Source organism: Pelodictyon luteolum DSM 273 (genome assembly GCF_000012485.1).
Taxonomy (GTDB): domain Bacteria; phylum Bacteroidota; class Chlorobiia; order Chlorobiales; family Chlorobiaceae; genus Chlorobium; species Chlorobium luteolum.
On sequence record NC_007512.1, the window covers coordinates 1,122,133 to 1,142,896 of the forward strand.

At 60.7% G+C, this 20,764-nt stretch carries 12 protein-coding genes; 6 read left to right on the top strand and 6 right to left on the bottom strand.

The annotated features are described in order from the left end of the window. Nucleotides 1-62: 62 nt before the first annotated feature. The 5 genes from PLUT_RS05190 to recD are packed head-to-tail and all read left to right on the top strand — an operon-like array spanning nucleotide 63 to nucleotide 12,549. Nucleotides 63-1,238, top strand: coding sequence for a metallophosphoesterase family protein (locus PLUT_RS05190; protein WP_157858147.1), 1,176 nt, complete (start codon nucleotides 63-65; stop codon nucleotides 1,236-1,238). Next, a complete protein-coding gene (locus PLUT_RS05195; protein WP_011357731.1) occupies nucleotides 1,235-3,967 on the top strand; it encodes an AAA family ATPase in 2,733 nt (910 codons plus the stop codon). Before PLUT_RS05190 ends, PLUT_RS05195 begins: the two co-directional genes overlap by 4 nt. Next, a complete protein-coding gene (gene recC, locus PLUT_RS05200; protein WP_011357732.1) occupies nucleotides 3,957-7,184 on the top strand; it encodes an exodeoxyribonuclease V subunit gamma in 3,228 nt (1,075 codons plus the stop codon). Before PLUT_RS05195 ends, recC begins: the two co-directional genes overlap by 11 nt. Then, nucleotides 7,181-10,792 (top strand): exodeoxyribonuclease V subunit beta, encoded by a 3,612-nt coding sequence (recB, locus tag PLUT_RS05205; RefSeq protein WP_011357733.1) that lies wholly within the window; start codon nucleotides 7,181-7,183, stop codon nucleotides 10,790-10,792. Before recC ends, recB begins: the two co-directional genes overlap by 4 nt. Beyond that, nucleotides 10,789-12,549 (top strand): exodeoxyribonuclease V subunit alpha, encoded by a 1,761-nt coding sequence (gene recD / locus PLUT_RS05210; RefSeq protein WP_011357734.1) that lies wholly within the window; start codon nucleotides 10,789-10,791, stop codon nucleotides 12,547-12,549. The genes recB and recD overlap by 4 nt, the downstream gene beginning before the upstream one ends. Here recD and PLUT_RS05215 read toward each other — a convergent pair. The 3 genes from PLUT_RS05215 to PLUT_RS05225 all read right to left on the bottom strand — a co-directional run bounded on the left by PLUT_RS05215 (nucleotide 12,539) and on the right by PLUT_RS05225 (nucleotide 16,940). Continuing rightward, nucleotides 12,539-16,225 carry a hydantoinase B/oxoprolinase family protein gene (locus tag PLUT_RS05215; protein ID WP_011357735.1) on the bottom strand — a complete coding sequence of 1,229 codons (3,687 nt, stop codon included), beginning with the start codon at nucleotides 16,223-16,225 and terminating at the stop codon, nucleotides 12,539-12,541. The two genes, recD and PLUT_RS05215, sit on opposite strands and share 11 nt — an antisense overlap. 1 nt (nucleotide 16,226) lies before the next feature. Beyond that, the gene (locus PLUT_RS05220) at nucleotides 16,227-16,406 is read right to left on the bottom strand and encodes an HTH domain-containing protein (RefSeq protein ID WP_011357736.1); all 180 of its coding nucleotides are present in this window, start codon (nucleotides 16,404-16,406) and stop codon (nucleotides 16,227-16,229) included. Nucleotides 16,407-16,529: 123 nt separating this feature from the next. Then, entirely contained in the window at nucleotides 16,530-16,940 is a 411-nt protein-coding gene (locus PLUT_RS05225; RefSeq protein ID WP_041463820.1) for a methylglyoxal synthase, read from the bottom strand. Between the two features lie 333 nt (nucleotides 16,941-17,273). Here PLUT_RS05225 and PLUT_RS05230 point away from each other — a divergent pair, with 333 nt between their 5' ends. Further along, nucleotides 17,274-17,738 (top strand): hypothetical protein, encoded by a 465-nt coding sequence (locus PLUT_RS05230; protein ID WP_011357738.1) that lies wholly within the window; start codon nucleotides 17,274-17,276, stop codon nucleotides 17,736-17,738. 113 nt (nucleotides 17,739-17,851) lie between these two features. Here PLUT_RS05230 and PLUT_RS05235 read toward each other — a convergent pair whose 3' ends face one another. The 3 genes from PLUT_RS05235 to PLUT_RS05245 form a co-directional block, all read right to left on the bottom strand. Then, a complete protein-coding gene (locus tag PLUT_RS05235; protein ID WP_011357739.1) occupies nucleotides 17,852-18,442 on the bottom strand; it encodes a YdcF family protein in 591 nt (196 codons plus the stop codon). Nucleotides 18,443-18,592: 150 nt separating this feature from the next. Continuing rightward, on the bottom strand, nucleotides 18,593-19,987 hold the full coding sequence (locus PLUT_RS05240) for a transglycosylase SLT domain-containing protein (protein WP_011357740.1): 1,395 nt from the start codon (nucleotides 19,985-19,987) through the stop codon (nucleotides 18,593-18,595). A 21-nt stretch (nucleotides 19,988-20,008) separates the two neighbouring features. Continuing rightward, complete coding sequence (locus tag PLUT_RS05245) at nucleotides 20,009-20,755, bottom strand: ParA family protein (RefSeq protein ID WP_011357741.1); 747 nt, start codon at nucleotides 20,753-20,755, stop codon at nucleotides 20,009-20,011. Nucleotides 20,756-20,764 lie beyond the last annotated feature (9 nt).

The following is a 20,764-nucleotide window of genomic DNA, read 5'->3' on the forward strand; positions in this document are numbered from 1 at the left end:
ATTTAATTGGTTACCGTTAGAGAGGCCCCGTACTTTTCAAAACCCAGATGTTCCCGACGGAGATGAAATTCATCCACACCGCCGACTGGCAGCTCGGCAAGCCGTTTGCCGGCATCAGCGACAGCCTGAAACGGGCCCATGTCTCCCGTGAGCGGATCGAGGCTGTCAGGCGCATCGGGGAGGCTGCCGTTCGGGAGGGGGCGTCGTTCGTGCTTGTGGCCGGAGATCTGTTCGACTCGCTGACGCCTGAGAGGGCGACGGTTTCGGCAGCATGCCTGGCCGTCGGATCCATTCCGGTACCGGTGGTCGTCATTCCCGGCAACCACGATCACGGCGGCCCCGGCTCGATATGGACCCGCCCGTTTTTTCTCGCCGAACGTGATAGCCTTGCCCCAAATCTCATCGTCCTCCTTGAAGAGCGTCCATATGAGATTGAGGGTGCAGTCATTTTTCCATGCCCTCTGCTCCGGCGCAGTGCGGTATCGGATCCTGCTGCATGGCTTCGCGACAGGCAGGTGTTCAATGCATTCGGAGACCTGCGTCCGAGGATCCTCATGGCTCACGGCAGCATCGGGGAGTTTCAGTCCCTTGATGATGACGACCGGGTGGCAGGGATTTCATCCAGTTCCATCGATCTCGGGCGTCTGGACAGGGATGCATTCGATTATGCCGCTCTCGGCGACTGGCACGGCACCAAGCAGGTAGGCACGAAAGCATGGTATGCAGGCACTCCTGAACAGGACCGTTTCAGCAAAGGGGAGGAGAACAGGCCCGGGAACATCCTCCTTGTCGAGGCCTCGAGAGGCGCTGTGCCGAAGGTGGACGTCCTTCGAACCTCTCGGCTCGGATGGGAGGCGCTTCATTATTCATTCAGCAGCGACAGTGATCTGGAGCTGCTTTCCGGAATGCTGGACGGGCTGTTCCAGAAAGAACACGGCCGCTTCCTTCTCAATCTTGTGCTCGAGGGTTCGCTCGGCCTTGAGGCATCGGTCCGCCTTGAGCAGCTGCTCCAGTCCCTTGAAGCGCGCCTCCTGCGCCTGAAGCTCGAGAACCGGGTACGGACAGCACCCGGCCCTGTCGAGATTGAAGCGCTTACGGGCAATGCCTCCGATCCTCTGACGGCAAGGGTGGCGGGAAGGCTTGCCGGGATGGCTGCCGGCGAGGGCGATGAGGCTCAATTGGCCGCTCTCGCCCTCAGGGAGCTGCATGGGCTCTTCATTCTGGAGGGCGGTCGATGAGGCTTATTTCCGCAACAGTCAGGAACTACCGCATCCACCGTGATACCCGGGTGGAGTTCGACCCTTCGCGCACAATCATCGGTGGAGGGAATGAAACCGGCAAAAGTACCCTGGTTGAAGCACTCCACCGCGGGCTGTTCCTGAAGGCCAGAACCGTCGGGGAGATCAGGGCATTGATGCTTCCGATGCACGCGGCAGCTGCCCCTGAAGTCGAAATCACCTTTGAGGCGGGAGGCACCCGGTACCATCTCATGAAGCGCTTTTCGGGTGCATCGGGAACAACACAGCTGAGCGATGCTGCCGGATCAGTCTGGCGTGGAGAAGAGGCTGAGAGCCGTCTTCTTGCCCTCGTCGGGGTGACTGAGCTGCAGCGGGCTACAAAAGATCGACTGCAGGAACAGTGGGCGCATCTCTGGGTATGGCAGGGGCAGGGTATGCAGGACCCCTCCCTCAGGGACTCCCCGGAGCAGGACCGCCTGATCAGGCGGCTGCAGGAGGAAGGCGGGGCAATCGTCACCCAGTCCGATGCCGATACCGGCATCTTCCGGGCTCTGGAGCAGCGCTACCGGGAGTTTTATACCGCAACCGGCATGATGAAAGCCGGCTCGGGTCTGAAAACGGCCATGGAGGCCCGCGACGCAGCTGAAGAGCAGCGTATGGCAGCGCATGCGGCATATCTGCGCCTTCTCTCCGCAATAAACGAGGTAGAAACAGCTGAAGCCGAGGGGCGGCAGTGCAGGGAGCAGGATGCCATGCTCCAGATGGATCATGCGGCGGTATCGGCAGGGCTCACAAAGGCCGGCGAACTTACCGCGGGCATCGTCAAGAAAGAGGCGGAAGCAAAACTTGCGGAAGCTTCGTGGAAGGCACTCCTCGAAGAGCGGGAGCGCTTTCTGGAGCTGAAGCGGGATATTTCAGCGTATGAAGAGTCGCTCGCTCCGCTCGATGCCATGCATGAAGAGCTGAAGCAGAGCGTCGCCGAGGCCGCCCGGGCATATGAGGACGCCGCAGAACGTTCCCGCCTGAGCGCTTCGGCAACTGCCCCGGCAGAGACGACGATGGAGTGTATTCGTGCATGGGTGGCGCTGTTTGCGGCCGAAGAGGCCCATCGGCGGATTGCGGAGCTCATGAAGCAGGCTGAAGGGTACGTCAAGAGGTCAAGGTCATTGCAGCAGGACATGTCACTGCTTCCTGCAGTGGACGGGGCGGCTTTAACCGCTCTGCGTGAGGCACATTCGGAGCTTGACCGTGCCGATGCAGGCCTGCAGGCCATGGCTTCCGGTGTTACCGTGCTCGAGGGCGACAGCTCAGTAAGTATCGGCGGCAAGCCGCTCAGGGAAGGGGAGTCGGTGCTGCTCGACGATGCTGCCGAAATCGAGGCCGGTGGACGGTTCAGGTTCATGATCCGGCCGGGTGGGGGAAACCGCCTGCTTGAAGCACGCATCAGGGCCGAAGAGGTAAGAAGCCGTTTCGCATCCATGCTTGAGGGGTACGGTGTCGCTTCCATGGAGGCGGCCGTGGACGCAAACATCCGCCGTCAGGAACTGTATGGCGAAAAAATGAAGGCTGATGCTTCTCTGAAAGCACTTGATCCGGACGGAGCGCTTCGTATGCGCTTCGAAGCATCCGGGCTGCAGCTGGAAGATGCCCGTTCCTCCGCATCAATGAGCGCAGGCCGTTCCGGCGGACTTCCCCGTCCGGGGACGGAGGCCGATGCCCTGGCGCTATTGGAAACTGCCGCGGCCCGTCTTGGAGAGGCCCGGAAACAGGAGCGGGAAGAACATGAGGGCATGGTTGCCTCTGGAGCCCTGTTCCAGAGCCTTCAGACTGAGCTGCAGCTGAAAACCGAAGAATCCTCCCTCCGCCGTCAGGGGCTGGAAGCGTGCCGGAATGAGCTGGAACGGCTTGAACGACGCCATGGCGGAGACGCGCTTCTGCAGGCAGCACTTGGCCTGGCATTGGCCGCAAAAAGCGAAGCGGACGCAGCACTGGCAGCGCTTCAGCTATCCTACAGTAACCTCCAGCCCCGCCAGCTTGAACATGACATGGAGCGGCTGGACCGGGCATTGAGGCTCAACCAGCAACGCCTCCAGGAGTGTCGGGAACGTTCTCTAAGCCAGCGGGCGGTGCTTGAACGTGATGGCTCCGATGATCCTTTCGGAACCCTCTATGCCGCTACTGAGGTTGCCCGGCAGGCCGAAGAACAGTTCCGGAGGGTAGAGCAGCGTGCAAGGGCCACAAAACTGCTCTATGAGCTATACCGTGAAGAGCAGGCTCTTGATGCCAGGCGCTTCAGCCGCCCCCTGGCAGAGAAGATCACCGGCTACCTCTGCTGCATGTTCGGACCCGGCCTCGAAGCCGCCGTCGACTACACCGGCAAGTCGTTCAGCAACATAAGGATCCAGCGCGGCGGCACCGGGTCGATAGGGTTTTCAGGTCTGAGCGGCGGCATGAAGGAGCAGGTGGCCGCAGCGGTGCGGCTTTCCATTGCCGAACTCCTGGCTGAGGGCTACGGGGGCACGCTGCCCGTTGTGTTCGATGATGCGTTCACCAACACCGATCCGCAGCGGGTGCAGCTCCTGCAGCGGATGCTGGACCGGGCTGCTTCGCAGGGCCTGCAGATCATCATTCTCAGCTGCAATCCCGGTGAATATTCCTCACTCGGGGCTACGCCGGTCAGCCTTGAGGTAACGGCACACAGGGAAGAGGGCGGGGAACGTGGCCTTTAACATCCATACATCGAACCGGACGGAAGTACTCGCCGCCGATCTTGCTTCGTATTTCGCGGCATCGCCACCCGCTTCCCCTTTTTCGCGCGAAGTGGTCGTGGTCCAGAGCCGGGGGATGCAGCGATGGCTCTCCATGGAGCTTGCCCGGCGGCTCGGGGTATGGGCCGGTGCCCGATACCCCTTTCCGAACGCTGTTGTCTCGGAGCTCTTCCGGCATGTTTTCCCCTCTAAGGAGGACGAGGCCGGGAGGTACGATCCCGAGTGTACGACCTGGAGCATCATGCGCCTCCTGCCCTCCATGCTCCGGGACGAACCCTTTGCGATACTCAGCCGCTACCTTTCCGGGAGCTCGGCACCGCTCCGTCTGTACCAGCTTGCGACGAAGATCGCCGACTCGTTCGACCAGTACACCCTGTTCCGCCCAGAGATGCTTGCCCTGTGGGAAGCCGGCGAGGGCACCGCGGGACCCGACGGATGGCAGTCGATCCTCTGGCGTCGCCTGAATGCCGAGCTGGGAGGGCGTCACCGCGGTATCCTGAAGGAGGCGTTCTGCAGGAACGGAACGCTTCCCGATGCGGTGTTCCCCCGACGAATCGCGCTGTTCGGCATCTCCTACCTGCCGCAGTTCCATCTCGACATCCTCTCTGCCATCGCCCGCCACAGGGAGGTCAATCTGTTCGTCCTCAGCCCTACCGAGGAGTACTGGGGGGACATCGTCTCCCGCCGTACGCTCTCCGGCATGACGCATGCCGAACGGGAACTTCATGCCGAGGGCAATCCGCTGCTGGCGTCTCTCGGCCGGATAGGCCGCGACTTCTCCGACATGGTGCTGGAGATCCCCGATGAGCAGAACAGGACGGTTGAGCGCTACATCGATCCCCGACGCGACACCCTTCTGCATGCCATCCAGTCGGACATCCTCACACTATCGGGCACCGGGGAGGGAGAACGCCCTGTGTGTTCCGCCACAGACCGCTCGGTACAGGTGCATGCATGCCACTCCCCGCAACGCGAGGTCGAGGTGCTGCACGACCGCATGCTTGACATGCTGGAGTCCATTCCGGGGCTTGCCCCACGGGACATCGTGGTGATGGCGCCCGACATCGAAACCTACTCTCCGTTCATCACTGCGGTGTTCGGCTCCGCCGCCGAAGGCCGCATTCCTTTTTCCGTTGCTGACCGCCGCCTCATGAATGAAGGCGAAGTCTCCTCGGCGGTCCTGCGTCTTCTTGAGCTCCACCGCAGCAGAGCTTCCGCTCCTGAACTCTTCGACCTGCTCTCCAGTCCACCCGTTGCCCGGCGCTTCGGCCTGGACGTATCCGCACTGCAGAGCATCCGTGGATGGATCGTCGATACCCGCATCAGATGGGGAATCGACGAAGAGGAGCGCAGCATGAACCAGCTCCCGGCGTTCCGCCAGAATACCTGGCGTGCCGGCATCGACCGGCTTCTGCTCGGTTATGCCATGGACAGCAGGGAGAGCTGCTGTGAGGGGATTCTCCCGTTTGAGGGGGTTGATGGCGGAGCGGCCGAAACCATCGGGCTGTTTGCCGATTTCATCGACGCTGTCGACAGATTCCGTCACGGGCTATCCAAAACCCGTACCCTTGAGGAGTGGCGGGTGTTCTTCATCTCCATGCTTGAGCACTTCATGCTGACAGAGGAGGACTCGACCCGGGAGTTTCTGGCAGTTCAGGACCTGATGGAGCGCATGGGCGAAATAAGCAGGCTTTCGGCCTACCACGACGAAGTTCCGCCTGAGGTCGTCATTGCCTGGCTGCAGGGGCGCCTTCAGCAGAAGGAGCAGGGGCTGGGGTTCATGACCGGGGGGGTCACCTTCTGTTCGATGCTTCCCATGCGGAGTGTCCCCTTCAGGGTTGTTGTTATGCTCGGTATGGATGACGGAGCTTTTCCCCGCCAGCAGCATCCGCCCGGCTTCGATCTCATCTCCCGCCACCCGAAGCGCGCAGACCGCTCGGTGCGCGCTGAAGACCGGTATCTCTTCCTTGAAACCATTCTCTCTGCCCGCGATGTCCTCTATATCAGCTTTGTCGGCCGCAGCCGGAAGGACAGCAGCCCGATACCGCCCTCGGTGCTGGTGAGCGAACTTTTCGACGCCATCGACAGGGGGTTCCTGCTGCCGGAAGGGGTAAGGGCGGAGGAGATGCTTCTTTTCAGTCACCCCCTGCAGCCATTCAGTCCGGCATGTTTCAGCGCCGGGGGCCCGCTGTTCAGCTACTCCGAAGAGAATTTCCTCCCGCACGCCGAGCATTCCGGTGCAGGTCCGGAGCCGCTGTTTATGGACTCGCCGCTTCCTGAACCCGGTGAGCCTCTCCAGCGCGTCGAGCTCATGGACCTCATCGGCTTCTATGACAATCCCTCGGCGTTTTTCCTCCGCTACCGCCTTGGGCTGCAGCCGGCAGGTCAGGTTCTTCCGCTCGATGAGCGGGAGCCGTTCGGCCTTGACGGGCTTGACGCCTACCGGATACGGGCCGAACTGGCAGAGGCCATGCTTCTGGAAGGTGACATCGGCCGGGTCCAGGATCGGTTCCGTGCCGAGGGCGTCCTGCCGCCCGCACTCTCTGGAGACCGGCTCTATCAATCGCTTCTTGAAGATGCAGCCCGGTTTGTACGTTCGGTTCAGCGCCTTGCTCCAATATCCCTCCCGCTGCCGGCGCTTGATTTCGAACTGCCGCTTGGCCCCATGATCCTCAGCGGTCGGCTCGAGGGCCTCCGGAGCAGCGGCCAGCTGTTCGCCAGGCCGGCATCCATGAAGGCGAGGGAGCGCATGCGGAGCTGGATATTCCATCTGGTCCTCTGCTCCCTCCGGCCCGAAGGGGTCGATCCGGAAACACTGCTGATCATGAACAATGGCGCCTACCGGCTCCGTCAGCCTGAAGCGCCAGGCCTGCTCCTGCAGGAGCTTCTTGAACGATACCGGTCGGGACAGCGCATGCCGCTGGCTTATTTCCCTGAAACCTCCTTCAGTTGGGAGGGAAAACTGGAGAAAGGGGAGGGTGATGCGTTGAAAGCCGCCCGGGGGGCCTGGCGCACAAGCGGATTCGGGGGAGCCCGGGGCGAAGGCGATGACCCCGCTTTCAGGCGATGCTTCGGTGAAGCAGGGTTTGATAGTGAGGCTGCCGGCCCGCTTTACTTCCGCGAACTCGCCGCTGCCCTTGTCCGGCCGGTTCTTCAGCATTCGGAGGCCGTGAAATGATGAGGGCACTGGAACACGCATCCGTCCCGCTCAGCGGAATGAACCTCATCGAGGCCAGTGCCGGAACGGGCAAGACCCATGCCATCGGCTCGCTGTACCTTCGTCTTGTCGTCGAAGAAAGCCTCCTGCCCGACAGCATTCTCGTGGTCACCTATACCGAAGCAGCGAGCGGGGAGCTCAGGGGGAGGATCCGGGATCGCATCCGCGACACCCTTCATGCCCTCCGGGACCCTCAGTGTTCTCAGCAGGCGCTTTTGGAGATCGGCAGCGCCGCTGTTGCTGTCGGCGTGGAAGAAGCCGCCCGGCGGCTTGAGGGGGCGCTCGGCTCATTTGATACGGCAGCGGTGCACACCATCCATGCGTTCTGCTTGAGGGCACTGCAGGATCATGCGTTTGAAAGCGGTTCGCTCTACGATACCGCGCTCGGAGCCGATCAGCATGAACTGCTGCAGGGGATTGTCGAGGATTTCTGGCGCCAGCGTTTCTTTTCCCCGGAATCGCCGCTCTCCGGCTATATCGGCTGGAAAAAGGATGTGACTCCTGAATCCTTCACCCGGCTTCTCTCTTCACTCCGTCCCGGCCCGTTCACCTGCATCAGGCCCGACTACCCCCCTGAAGAGCCGGCTGCCGCCGAAGCCCGCTGCACGGAGGCTTACCGGGCCGCGGCTGGTATGTGGAAGCAAGAGCGTGCCCTCATTGTCTCCATCCTCAATGACGATGCCGGACTGAGCCGTGCGGCCGGAGCCTATAAAAAAGAGGAGCTCATTCTACTCTTTGAGCGCATGGACGCCTATCTCGAAAGCGGGAGCGTGTTTGACTGCTTCACCGGTTTTGAGCGCTTTACGTCCGCATCGCTGCGGGCAAACATGAAGAAGAAGTACGAGGCCCCCGTCCACCGTTTTTTCGATGCCGCTGAAGCGCTGCTCCGGGAACTCGACCTGCGCCTCCTGGTGTTGAAGTCTGAACTGGTCCGCTATTACCGCTCAGTACTGCCACGGCGCAAAGAGGAGCTGAATGTCAGGCTGTTCGACGATCTGCTCACTGATCTGTATCTGGCCCTTGAGGCTGAGGGTGGAGGAAGGCTGGGTGAGGTGCTCCGCTCATCCTACCCGGCGGCACTCATCGATGAGTTCCAGGATACCGATCCCGTGCAGTATGAGATCTTCAGGATGATCTATGCCGGTTCCGACCTCCCGCTGTTTCTTATCGGCGATCCCAAGCAGGCCATCTACAGCTTCCGTGGTGCAGACCTCTTCGCCTATCTCAAGGCCGCAGCGTCCGTGGACGGCGATTGCCGCTTCACGCTCGAGAAGAACTGGCGTTCAGCGCCCCTCCTGCTCGAGGGGTTCAACACGCTGTTCCTGAAGGGTCCGAACCCTTTCCTGTACCCCGGCATTGCCTATCGCCCCGTCAGTTCCGGTGGCGGCGGTCCCCGGGACCCCTTCACGCATGAGGATGACAGGCATCCGGAACCGCTTCAGCTATGGCTGCTTGATGCTCGGGATGCAAAGAACGGATGCCTCACCGTAGAGGCGGCTGAAGAGATGGCGGCAGCGGCGGTGGCCGGGGAGATCGTCCGCCTGCTCGGTGATGCCCGGGCAGGAAAAGCCCGCATCGGAGATGTGCCGCTTGCCGCTTCGGATATGGCAGTCATCGTCCGGACCCACCTGCAGGCGGCAAAGGTGCACGCCGCCCTCAGGGCGAGGGGTGTGCCGGCAGTCATGCAGAGCGACAGGAGCGTTTTCCTCTCTCCGGTTGCCGGTGAGGTGCTGCTGCTTCTCGAAGCCCTTCTGCACCCCTCCAGTGAAGGCAGGATCCGCAGCGCCCTCGTTACCACCATCCTCGGCCGGACAGGCAACGTCATCGCCGCATTGTCCGCTGACGGGGAGGAGTGGATTGCCTGTCTCCGAGACTTTGCACAGTGGAACCAGCTCTGGAGGACGCAAGGGTTCATGGCCATGACAAGGGCGTTCATGCGTAAGGAAGGGGTTCGCCGGAGAGTGCTGGCCCGGGAGGGCGGCCAGCGTACACTGACTGATATCCTCCACTGTTTCGAGCTCCTGCATCAGCATGAACATACCTCCAATGCAGGTCCTGAAGCGCTGCTGGCCTGGTTCAGCGAACGGTGCCTCGACACGACGGGAAGCGAGGATGCTTACCAGATGCGGCTTGAGACTGACGAGGCTGCCGTAAAGATCGTGACCGTTCATGTCAGCAAGGGGCTCCAGTATCCTCTGGTGTTCTGTCCGTATCTCTGGAAGGGCTCGACCTCGACGAAAGAAGTTGCCGCATTCCATGACGCTTCGGGTGAGGCAGTCCGGGATTTCGGTTCGCCGGGGTTTCCTGACGGCATGCTGCGTGCCGGAGAGGAGGCGATGGCCGAGGATCTCCGGCTTTTTTATGTCGCACTGACACGGGCGGAGCACCGCTGCTGTTTCATTTCGGCGAGGGTGTCGGGCGGCGTATCGGCACTGAATTACCTGCTGCATGCCGGGGAGTCGGTGCAGGAGCGGGTCGCAGGTGCCCCGGAGCGCCTTCTGGAAGCCATGGAGGCTTCCTCGCCCCTTCGGATGGAGGCAGATCTTCGTGCCCTCGCCGAAGAGTCCCGGGGGGCCGTCGGATTCCGTCTCCTCACACAGGATGACCTTCTGAGGGCAGCGCTTCCGGCGCCTAAGGATGATGGTTCGGGAGCCATTGGCCAGAATCTTCGCCGGTTCAGCGGCCGTATCGACAGCTCATGGAGGGTGTCGAGCTTCACCTCTTTCAGCCGTCAGGGCCACCGCCCGCAGGAACTGCCCGACCGTGATGAAACAGCCTCTGGCAGCTTGCCGCAGGATACGGTTTCAACTGAAGATGCGGAGGGGATATTCGCTTTCCCGAGGGGAGCGAAAGCGGGTCTCTTCATGCATGAAATTTTTGAGCATATCGACTTTTCAGCCCCCGATCCTCTGGCCATCCGCAAGCTGGTTGACACTTCGCTCCAGCGATACGGATACGAACCCAAATGGAGCGATGCCGTCACCGGGATGGTGGAGGGCGTGCTGCAGATGCCGCTGGGTGAAGGGGAGGATCCGTTCCGCCTCGGTGCACTGCAGCCGGGCAGCTGGGTTTCAGAGCTTGAGTTTTTCATGCCGATGTCGCTGCTGCAGACTGAAGCCCTTCAGAACCCCCTCCGCCGCCATGGTCTCATGCCGGAAGGGGCGGATTACCGGAAGCTCGCCGACAGCCTGGAGTTCCAGCCGGCAACGGGTATGCTTCTGGGGTTCATGGACATGGTGTTCGAAGCCGGCGGGCGGTTCTGGCTCCTTGACTGGAAATCAAACCATCTCGGCAACAGGGCATCGGATTACGCACAGGACGGGATGGAAGCCGCAATGGAAGAACACCGGTACCACCTCCAGTACCTCTTCTATCTTTCCGCCCTGAACCGCCATCTCACACTCCGGGTTCCGGGCTACACCTATCGGACACACTTTGGCGGAGTACTCTATGTTTTTCTTCGCGGGGTGGACGGAAAGGGTAGAGGGACAGGTCTCTACCGGGTCCGTCCGCCAGCCGGGCTGATTGAGGAACTGACATTGGCAATTGCCGGGGAGTTTGCATCATGAAGTACATCAGGTACGAAGACGAACGGCCGATAGACCGCCAGTTCGGAGGGTTCATCATGCGGCTTTCGACGGGTCCCGGCAAGGGTGTCCTCCGGGTGCTCGCATCGCTCGTGAGCAGGGCTCTTGAGGGTGGGGACGTATGCCTTGATCTCCAGAGTGTTGCGGGCCGCGAGATCATGACGGGTGAAGAGCATGTGTCGATACCCGAACTTCCGGAGCTCCTTGATGTGCTGAGCCGGAGCGGCGTCGTCTCCGACGGGGGCGGAAATCTGCCACTGGTGAAGGGGAGAGGAAGCCTCCTCTACCTGCAGCGTTACCATGTTGCTGAATCGGGACTCGCCCGGGCAATTCTCAATCGGTGCCTGGAGCCTCAGGGTGACCCTGAAAAGGAGGCCCGGACGGCGCTGCTCCTGCAGCTTTTCCCCGCTGAATCGGAAGACGGCGGGGGGATGCAGAGAGCCGCTGCCCTGCAGGCACTCCGGCGACGCTTTTCGGTGATCGCCGGCGGGCCCGGCACGGGCAAGACAACGACCGTGGTGAAGATCCTCGCCCTTCTGGCCGGTGAAGACGGCACGGGAGGAGGACGGATCGCCATGGCAGCACCGACCGGCAAGGCGGCACTGCGCCTCAGCGGATCAGTCAGGATGCAGAAGGCCGCACTCCATTGTACAGACGCGGCTCGCCGTGCGATTCCCGACGAAGCCTCCACCCTGCACCGTCTGCTTCAGGCCGTCCCCGGTACTGGTCGGTTCCGCCACGGCCCCCTTAACCCGCTGCCTTACGATACGGTCGTGGTCGACGAGGCCTCGATGGTCGCTCTTCCGCTGATGCATGCGTTCTTCTCCGCTCTTTCGCCTTCGTGCCGCCTGATCCTCCTCGGAGACCCTGACCAGCTCGCATCGGTCGAAGCCGGCGCCGTGCTCGGCGACATATGTGCCGCTGCGCGTCTCCCCGGTTCGGCGCTTCACGGTTCCGTCACCGTGCTTGAGAGGAACTACCGGTTCGATGGCGGTTCGGACATCAGTGATCTTGCCCGCGCTGTCAATGGGGGGAGGGTGGAGGAGTCGCTCGGGCTGCTTGCTCCTGATAGAGGAAACGGCGTCGTGCTCCGCCCTCCCTACGTCGGGTGGAATGAGCGGGACGGGGTGCCGGAGGAACTGGCTGATGCAATCATGGAAGGGTACCGGCCGTTTCTGGAAGCCGGAGACCCGCCCTCTGCGCTGCTGGCGTTCGACCGGTTCAGGATGCTTGGAGCCATCGGCGACGGTCCGGGGCTTTCGGGTGTCCGGGGACTCAATATGGCCGCAGAGCAGGTACTCAGGCGGGCGGGTCTCATCGACCCATCCTCTCCATTTTACCATGGCCGGCCGGTCATGGTCAGGGAGAATGATTACTCCATGCGCCTCTTCAACGGCGATACGGGCATCGTCTTCAATGATCCCGAATGTGATGCTCCATTGGTATGGTTCAATGCGCCGGACGGCTCGCTGCGAGCGGTAGCTCCGGAGCGGCTGCCAAAGCATGAAACAGCCTACGCCGTCACCATACACAAGAGCCAGGGTTCGGAGTTCGATGCCGTGCTGATGGTGCTCCCGCGACAGGATTCACCGCTGCTGTCGCGGGAGCTTCTCTATACGGCCATTACCCGTGCACGCCGCAGCGTGGAAATCAGGGCTGATCCTGAAGCGCTCTCAGCCGCCATCAGGAAAGGGACAGCGAGGGTGTCGGGCCTGAAAGACGCCCTGCTCAATCCGTAGGAGGGGTCCCGTATCCTCCGCCTCCCGGCGTTGCTATCTCGACGCCTTCACCCGGCTGCATGACGCGCTCGATCCGGCCGCCTGCGGGGATGGATGTACCGTCCTGCAGTATGATCGCATTGATGCCGCATGCTCCGCTGCCGCCCCCTTCAAGCCCGAATGGAGCTTTTTCCCTCCGTTCGGAAATCACGCTGAGCTGCATCGGCCTGTGGAACCTGATTCTGCGCACAACACCCTCGCCCCCACGATGCATGCCGCTGCCTCCGCTTCCCCTGCGCAGGGCGAACCGCTCGATTTCAACTCCGGGATGCCGATCCTCGAGGATCTCGGGGTCGGTGATCCTGGTGTTGGTCATGTGTACCTGCACGGCCGAGGCGCCCTCACTCGAAGGTGTGGCGCCGGACCCGCCCGGGATGGTTTCATAGTACTGGCTGCCGCTGCCGTCCGGCGGGCCGAAGAGGAGGTTGTTCATGGTGCCCTGGGATGCCGCTGCGCTGCCGAACGCACCGAGGAGGACGTCGACTACGCGCTGTGAGGTTTCGACATTGCCGATGGCTACGGCAGCCTCCGGGGATGGGCTGAGGATACTGCCTTCGGGGATGATGATCTCGACCGGCTCAAGGCAGCCTGCGTTCAGCGGGATGTCCGCCCCGGCAAGAACCCTGAGCAGGTAGAGGACGGCGGCCCTTGTGACGGCTGGAGGCGCGTTCATGTTGCCGGGATCTTCGGGTGCGCTTCCGGTGAAATCGAACACTGCACGGGGATCTCCGCCCGGGGGGGCCGTGATGCTTATCCTGACCCGGATGGCAGCGCCGTTATCCATGCTGTCGCTGCAGGATGCCATGAAAGAGCCGGTTTGGCCGGCGATCCTCCGGAAAAGCGCATGGACGGCATGCCGCGCATTCCGGCGGATGAAGTGCATGTAGCGCTCCACCTTCTGGCGGCCGTATCGCAGGAGCACGGCCTCAAGCTCCTGTTGCCCGCGGTTGTTGGCTGCCACCTGTGCCCGCAGGTCTGAGATGCGTTCCGGGAGGTTGCGTGCCGGCCAGGGGCCGGAGGAAAGAAGTTCAAGCAGCTCCTTTTGGCGGAACCGGCCCTGGCGGACCAGATGGAAACTGCTGATGACAACCCCTTCTTCGGCAAGAGTGCGGCTGTAAGGAGGCATCGAGCCGGGAGTGATGCCGCCGATATCTGCATGGTGTCCCCGGTTGGCGAGGTAGAACGAGGGCTTACGGCCGAGACTGAAGACCGGCGTTACAACGGTCATGTCGGGAAGGTGCGAGCCCCCGCGGTGAGGGTTGTTGGCTAGCAGCACGTCGCCCGGCGCCATCTTTCCGGCATTGTCTTCGATGAGGTTCCGGACGGTTGCTTCCATGGCGCCGAGATGGACGGGGATATGCGGCGCATTGGACACCAGCCGGCCTTCAGTGTCGAAGAGGGCACAGGAAAAGTCGCGACGCTCTTTCATGTTGACGGAGTGCGCGGTGTTTTCCAGCGTACTGCCCATCTGTTCGGGAATGTTCATGAAGAGGTTGTTGAACACCTCCAGTAGAACGGGATCGGGTTTCCCGCCCGATGTATCATCTGCACTCACGGGGAGCGGGCCCGCAGCGGCCACGCGCTCCATGACGATCGATCCTGCACGGTCGATGAGGGCATCATATCCCTGTTTCAGGAACAGTGTCAGCTGGGAGTCCACAATCATTGCCGGGCCGCTGATGCGGCTTTTCTCAGAGAGCGATTCGAGCCAGAGGAGAGGGGCCTGTATAGTTGATCCCCCTTCCGTCCACAGCGCAGTGGTTTCGGACGGGGAAACCGCCCCCGGGTTTTCATCAGGGTCCGCAGGGGAAATGGGGTCCGGCGTCGTCATCCTGACTTCAATGCGCATGCTGACAACCTCGAGTGCGCCGGTATCGGGAATGAATCCGTAGCGGGTGCGGTAGGTGTCGCTGAAGCGTGCAAGAATGGTTCGAAGGTCCGCAATCACCTCATTCGGCGCATCGGGGGATGCCGGCACCGATAGCCATCTGTCGGTGCCTGATGGCCGGATGTCGAGGTGCAGGGAGGTGCTCGTTGTGCCCCCGGCTCCCTCGAGGCTTGCCGTGAGCTGCCGGGACCGGGCGGCAGCTTGTGTGCTGAGGCGCTCAAGCAGGGTACCGGTAAGCGGCATCATCACCGGCTCGATGCTCCGCTCGGTCTTGTCTGCCATTGCGATGCCCCAGGCTGAAAGCACGGAGGAGTGCCGGGGAACGACTACATGCGGAATTGAAAGGATGTCGGCGATGTCGCATGCGTGCTGTGCTGCGGCGCCGCCAAAAGCAATGAGCGCATGGCTGCGGAGGTCGTATCCCCGTGAGACCGAAATGCCTTTCATGGCACGGCTCATGATGCTGTTTGCTACGTCCAGGAACCCTGCGGCCAGCCCTTCTGGATCGTAGGGGGTGCCTGTCGCTTCCGTGACAGTGCGGGCAAGTTCGCTGAACAGCGCACGTGCTCTTCCGTCATCGAGGCGGGCGTCGCCCGAGGTACCGAAGGTGGCGGGGACCGAGGCGGGGACGAGGCGCCCGAGAATAAGGTTTGCATCGGTCAGGGTGAGCGGCCCTCCGAGGCCGTAACAGGCGGGGCCGGGTTTAGAGCCTGCCGACTGTGGTCCGACCCGAAGCCGCTGGCCGTCGAACCAGAGGACCGACCCGCCCCCGGCCGCCACGGTCTGCACGTCGAGCATTTCGGTATGGAACGGAACATTGTCGACAGTGGTCTCGAACCGGTGCAGAAGGGCGCCGCCGAAGCGCGAAACATCGGTCGAGGTTCCTCCCATGTCGAAGCCTATCGCCTCCGTGAACCCGAGGCGCCCGGCCTCTCCGGCATAGCCCAAAAGCCCTCCGGCAGGCCCGGAGAGAATGGTGTCGATGGCCCGGAGCCGGCACGCATCCCGCAAGCCGCCCGAACTCTGCATGAACTCGATCGGCACGTCACCCGCCAGGCGGCGGAGGGAGAGGATGTAGGAAAACAGGACGGGGGAGAGGTAGGCCTCGATCATGGCCGACTGACCCCGTTTGAGCATATTGATCTGCGGCATGGTCTCGTGCGATGTCACCACATGCGTAAAGCCGGCCCCGTCCAGCGCGAGCTCCTGTATGAGCTTTTCATGGCGGGGGTTTTTCCATGCATGCTTCAGTACGATGGCAAGGCTTTTGAATCCCAGTTCCCTGAGTTCAAGAAGGGATTCGAGTGCGGCTTCGGGATCCGGGGGACGGCGGACGGCACCGTCCGGCCCGATGGCCTCGTCGATTCCCCTGACAGCACTGTGAAGCGGCGGCTGTTTTGCAATGGAAAGGGCAAAAAGATCCGGCCGGGTTCCGTTGCCGATCTCGAGCAGGTCCTCGAAGCCTGCCGTCACGGCAAACGCGGCAGCAGCTCCCTTGCGTTCCAGCAAGGCATTGGTGGCCACCGTCGTGCCGACCCTGATCCTTTCAATCTTCCCGGTGCTGAGGGGCTCGGAGTCCTCAATCCCCATAAGGGCCCGGATGCCGGCAATGCCGGCGTCCTGCCATCTGCCGGACTCGGAGAGCAGTTTGATGGAGCGTACCGCACCCTCCGGATCGATGCCGATGACGTCGGTGAAGGTACCGCCCCGGTCCACGGCGAACTTCCAGCGCGCACCCGTTCTCTTCATCTCAGGCTTTGGGCTCCCAGTAGCAGCGCTTCGGAGACAGAATGGCCCCCTCATCCTTCAGCTGCTTCATCGCCTTGTCAACATCTTTACGCTCAAGTCCGCTCTTTTCGGCGATCTGTCCTGCGCTCAAGGGCGCACCTTCTTTCTTCAATACATCAAGCACTGTTTCCTTGCTGTCCATAATGCGGTGAATGGTTGCTGTTAGGGGGGATTAGGTGCCCCGGGGGACACCCGGGGGGGTCAGCAAATGTAATGAAAATTGTTTATTCCTCCGTTTTCAGGGTGATTCTTCTTCTGGTGCAGGTCAGATAGTCGGGTACCAGCCGCTGAAGGTCCGCTCCATCAGCGGGGAGGATATCATGAAGTCGGCAGAAGCAGGGTTGCAGGCTGCCGGGATGTTCCATTCGACCGCCATGCGGAGCAGCACCTTCACGTCGGGATCATGCGGCGGCAGCTCAAGGGGATCCCGGAAAAAGATGAGGAAATCGAGTTCCTCCCCGGCAATGATTGCGCCGATCTGCCGATCGCCGCCGAGCGGACCGCTCATAAGCCTGTGGACTGTGATGCGGAATTCGAGTTCGGATACTTGCACCGTTGTTCCTGTGGCAAAGAGGGTATGGCGTTCCAGCAGGTCGCGGCTGTATTTGGCCCATGCCTGAAGATCGGCATTCTTGCTGAGGTGTGCGACAAGGGCAATCTTCTTCGAGCTTTCCATCGTAGCTTCTGTTTTCCTGCATCGTTTCATCGGTTTGGTTTGTTGGTCATCATGCGTCAGTTCATTTGCTGTGTCTCTGGGTAATATCGACAGTTAACGGGCTGGACGGACAGGGTTTCGGGGAACGTCTGCCTCCCCGTAACTTATTGTTTCATAATTGTTAACTGTTGTCTGGCGTTCCGCTTTTCGTATTTTACTATTGTTGCCGGCCGTCATGTATCCGTCATGCATCCGTCATGAATCAGCACACTATGCACCGGTCGCAGCAATGCTCACCAACCGGGCTTTGATCTTTCCGATCAGCCCATCAACAATTCACAAGGAGAAATACATATGAAAGCGTTTCTGAAACTGTTTTCCCTCGCAGCCCTCATGCTGGCGCTGACTGGACCCTCACCCTCCATGGCTGCCAATGCCCCGGCACAGACCGAAGCTGCTGATGCAAACGGGATTTTTGTCGTGCTTACCGATGCCGAACCGATGACGCAGATGATGGCTCTCGTGCTCTCGACCCAGACCCTGCAGCAGGGTCGTCAGGTGCAGGTGCTTCTTTGCGGCCCTGCCGGCAGCCTTGCCCTGAAGAGCAGCAGCCAAAAGATGTTCAAGCCGCTCGACAAGTCGCCGCAGATGCTTCTCAAGGGGCTCATCGCCAAAGGCGTGAAGGTCGAGCTCTGCCCGCTCTACCTCCCCAATACCGGAAAGAGCGCCGGGGAGATGATTGAAGGAGTCACCATCGCCAAGCCTCCTGTCGTCGCCGCTTCCATGGCTGCCGAGGGTATGAAGCTGTTCACGTTCTGAGCTGAAAGGGCTGAACTGACCAAAAAGGACATGCAATAAGAAAAGCGCCGTTGGGCGCTTTTCTTATTAGGGGAGAGATTTCCCTCTGCAGTCGATCACTTCAGCCGGTCATCTCAATAGTAGACGAGAGCATAGAAGAGGTTCTTTTTGAGCTCGCTGTAGACAAACCGCGAGCTGATGCTGTTTTTCCACCACAGGACGGGGTTCCACCATTCCGGGCTGGTCGCAATGAGGATGAAACTCCGCGGTGTTTTCCTGAACGCCTGCATCCAGGTGCTCTTCAGACGGAACATGTGCGGCGGGTCACTGACAACAAGGGCTTTTTTCCAGCCATTTCTTTTCATTGTCTCTGCGGTATTGAATGCCTCCTCCCAGGTGGTTTCAGAACGGCTGTCGACGCTGATTGCGCTGAGCGGGACTCCGAGTGCGACCATTCTCTTCTGGCGCCAGTTGAGCTTTCCGGGCCGGTAATAGCGTTCATCGATACCGGTGAGGATGACCCGGGGAGCGTATCCATTCCTGTACAGTTCTGCGCCTTTGCGGACGCGCCGTCCGCTGTCGCCGCCGAGGATGACGATGACATCGGTTTTTTCGGGGGTACCTGCCTGGCATGAGAGCAGAAAGCCCAGTGAGAGAAATCCTGCGCCGGCGAGAATGGCTGCAACCAGCAGAATGTTGATGGTGGTTTTGAGCAGTTGTATCATCGTCGTGCAGCGTTCGGTGTTACTCCCGGCTGTCAATCCTCAAGAGTGGGGCCGGATGGGCAGTTTATGATGGCATTAATTGCCGAATCATCCAAACATAATCTTCCCTACCAGACCGCTGTCCGCTAATGTTCGGCGGGGGAGACTCTTTCAGAGGGGGATGGCCTGGCTGTAGAGGCTGTAGCGGGAGAGTATGTTCCGGGCGTAGCGGACGGGCATGCCGCCATTGCAGTACCCGTATTTCGATGCTTCGTCACGATAATAGAGCGGCCTGGACTTCAGCCGGAGATAGTGTTCGACATTTTCTTCCCAGAGGTTAGGGTCCTTGCCGAACTTCTTTGCCAGCGCCTGTGCATCACGCACATGCCCCGGGCCTACATTGTAGGATGCGAGAATGAATTTCATCCGTGTTTCAGGATCGGCTATGTCCTGCCACTCTTTCTGCAATGAGAGGATGTAGAGTGTGCCGGCCTTGATGTTGGAGTCGGGGTCGAGCAGGTTATGGATGCCGTACATGCCTGCGGTTTGAGGCATCAGCTGCATGAGGCCGGATGCTCCTGCCCATGAGACCGCTCCCGGGTCGAACTGCGACTCTTCATAGATGAGCGAAGCCAGCAGTCTCCAGTCCCATCCCACCGTGGCCGCATAGCGCCTGATCAGGCGGTCATAGGGCGATATTTCCCCTTGTTTTCCGGAATAGAAAATACTGATGGCCCGTTTTCTGAAGGTGTACTGCTGCAGATAGTATTTCAGGTGGAGTACGCTGAAGAGGGTCGCCGTCGAGCTCTCGGAGAGCCACCCGTTGAGCGCATGAAGGAGTTCCGGCGAATGTCGACCGACAGCCCACGCAAGTGGCTGGCTCAGGCTGACCGGCACGGAAGCCTCAATGTCCGGAAAGAGGGTGCGATGGGCGGTGGCGATGTCACGGTCTGCTACCGTATAGCTGATGGCTCCTCTGGATACATCCCGGATGAGCTCGCTCGTCGTCCGCTCTCCCGGAACCGTTACGATCTCCACATCGATTCCCTCTTCCCGCCGGAGCCTCATGAGCTCGGTATAGTAGGCTGACTCCTTGCGGACATGCACCTGCCTGCCATCAAGTTCGCGGACGCTCCGGAGCGGGCTGCCGCGCGGGTTCTTTTTCTGGATCAGGACCTGCCGGGTGTAGCTGATAGGATCTGAAAACTCGACCATGGTTCGCCGGCCGGAGGTGATGGTGAGGTTGTGGGCGACGAGGTCGCCTTCTCCCGACTGCAGCCGGTCGAGCTGGCTGTTGAGATCCCTGACGACCACCACCTCCATCTGGAGCCCAAGGCTGGTGCAGAAGCTTTTGGCTGCCTCATAGCTGTATCCCATCGGGGTTCCGCGGTAAATGAAATAGTTGATGGGGTCGTAACTGAGCAGCACCCTTACCGTACCGGATTTCTTGATCGCATCAAGATCCCTGTGGCTGCGAAAAAACAGCAGATAGAGCAGTGGCAGCAAAAGGACTGCCAGCAACGGAATGAGCTGTTTCAGGGTCGATGACGGGGTATCGGTTTTCATGGGGTGGTGCAGGTCGGCGTATTATCTGCCGGGGTCCGTTGCCGTAATTTCGTCCCAGAGCAGGCGGTAAGCTTTTGCAGCTGCAGAAGCTGGTCGGACAGCGTTCAGCGGTGCGCGGTAGATGCCCATTTTCTCGACTTCTGCACTGTTGGGGATCTGCTGGCGGAGGAACCCGGCGGTGTTCTGGTGTTCTTCGATGATCTCGGCGTGCATCGATTTGCGCTTTTCGACCATGGTGAAGAATGCCCTGATCCTGGACCGGTCCAGATCGTGCTCATTGAAGAAGTCAAGGAGCTGGGCATAGGTGCGGATGGACAGGGTGGTCGGGATCAGGGGGACGAGTATGAGGTCGGAAGCCGCAAAGACGCTTTCGGAAAGGAGGGTGAGGTTCGGGGGGCAGTCGAAAAAGACATGCCGGTAATCCTCAGCGAGTGCCTCGAGGTTTTTTCTGAGCTTTTTCTGCGGTTTTTTTGCTTCCGAAAGCTCGATGTCAAGGTTCCGGTATGAGAAATCCGAGGGGAGAATATCCAGGTTGTCGAAATCCGTTGCCTTGATGTGTTCGTACATCCGGCTTTTCCCCTTCAGGAACTTCTCGCTGTTGTATTTGCGCGATGCGCTGATCCTGAAATAGTAGGAGCTCGCCCCCTGGGAGTCGAGGTCGCAGAGCAGGCTCGGCTCTCCCTGGAGTGAAGCCAGGTAGGCCATGTTGACGGCTGAAGCAGTCTTTCCCACGCCGCCCTTGATGCTGTAGAGTGCTATTGTTTTCATCGGCAATCA

Excerpts from the sequence above, each read along its gene's own strand:
- PLUT_RS05190 (WP_157858147.1), top strand. The coding sequence starts at position 63 with ATGAAATTCATCCACACCGCCGACTGGCAGCTCGGCAAGCCGTTTGCC.
- PLUT_RS05195 (WP_011357731.1), top strand. The coding sequence starts at position 1,235 with ATGAGGCTTATTTCCGCAACAGTCAGGAACTACCGCATCCACCGTGAT.
- recB (WP_011357733.1), top strand. The coding sequence starts at position 7,181 with ATGATGAGGGCACTGGAACACGCATCCGTCCCGCTCAGCGGAATGAAC.
- recD (WP_011357734.1), top strand. The coding sequence starts at position 10,789 with ATGAAGTACATCAGGTACGAAGACGAACGGCCGATAGACCGCCAGTTC.
- PLUT_RS05215 (WP_011357735.1), bottom strand. The coding sequence starts at position 16,225 with ATGAAGAGAACGGGTGCGCGCTGGAAGTTCGCCGTGGACCGGGGCGGT.
- PLUT_RS05220 (WP_011357736.1), bottom strand. The coding sequence starts at position 16,406 with ATGGACAGCAAGGAAACAGTGCTTGATGTATTGAAGAAAGAAGGTGCG.
- PLUT_RS05225 (WP_041463820.1), bottom strand. The coding sequence starts at position 16,940 with ATGGAAAGCTCGAAGAAGATTGCCCTTGTCGCACACCTCAGCAAGAAT.
- PLUT_RS05230 (WP_011357738.1), top strand. The coding sequence starts at position 17,274 with ATGAAAGCGTTTCTGAAACTGTTTTCCCTCGCAGCCCTCATGCTGGCG.
- PLUT_RS05235 (WP_011357739.1), bottom strand. The coding sequence starts at position 18,442 with ATGATACAACTGCTCAAAACCACCATCAACATTCTGCTGGTTGCAGCC.
- PLUT_RS05240 (WP_011357740.1), bottom strand. The coding sequence starts at position 19,987 with ATGAAAACCGATACCCCGTCATCGACCCTGAAACAGCTCATTCCGTTG.
- PLUT_RS05245 (WP_011357741.1), bottom strand. The coding sequence starts at position 20,755 with ATGAAAACAATAGCACTCTACAGCATCAAGGGCGGCGTGGGAAAGACT.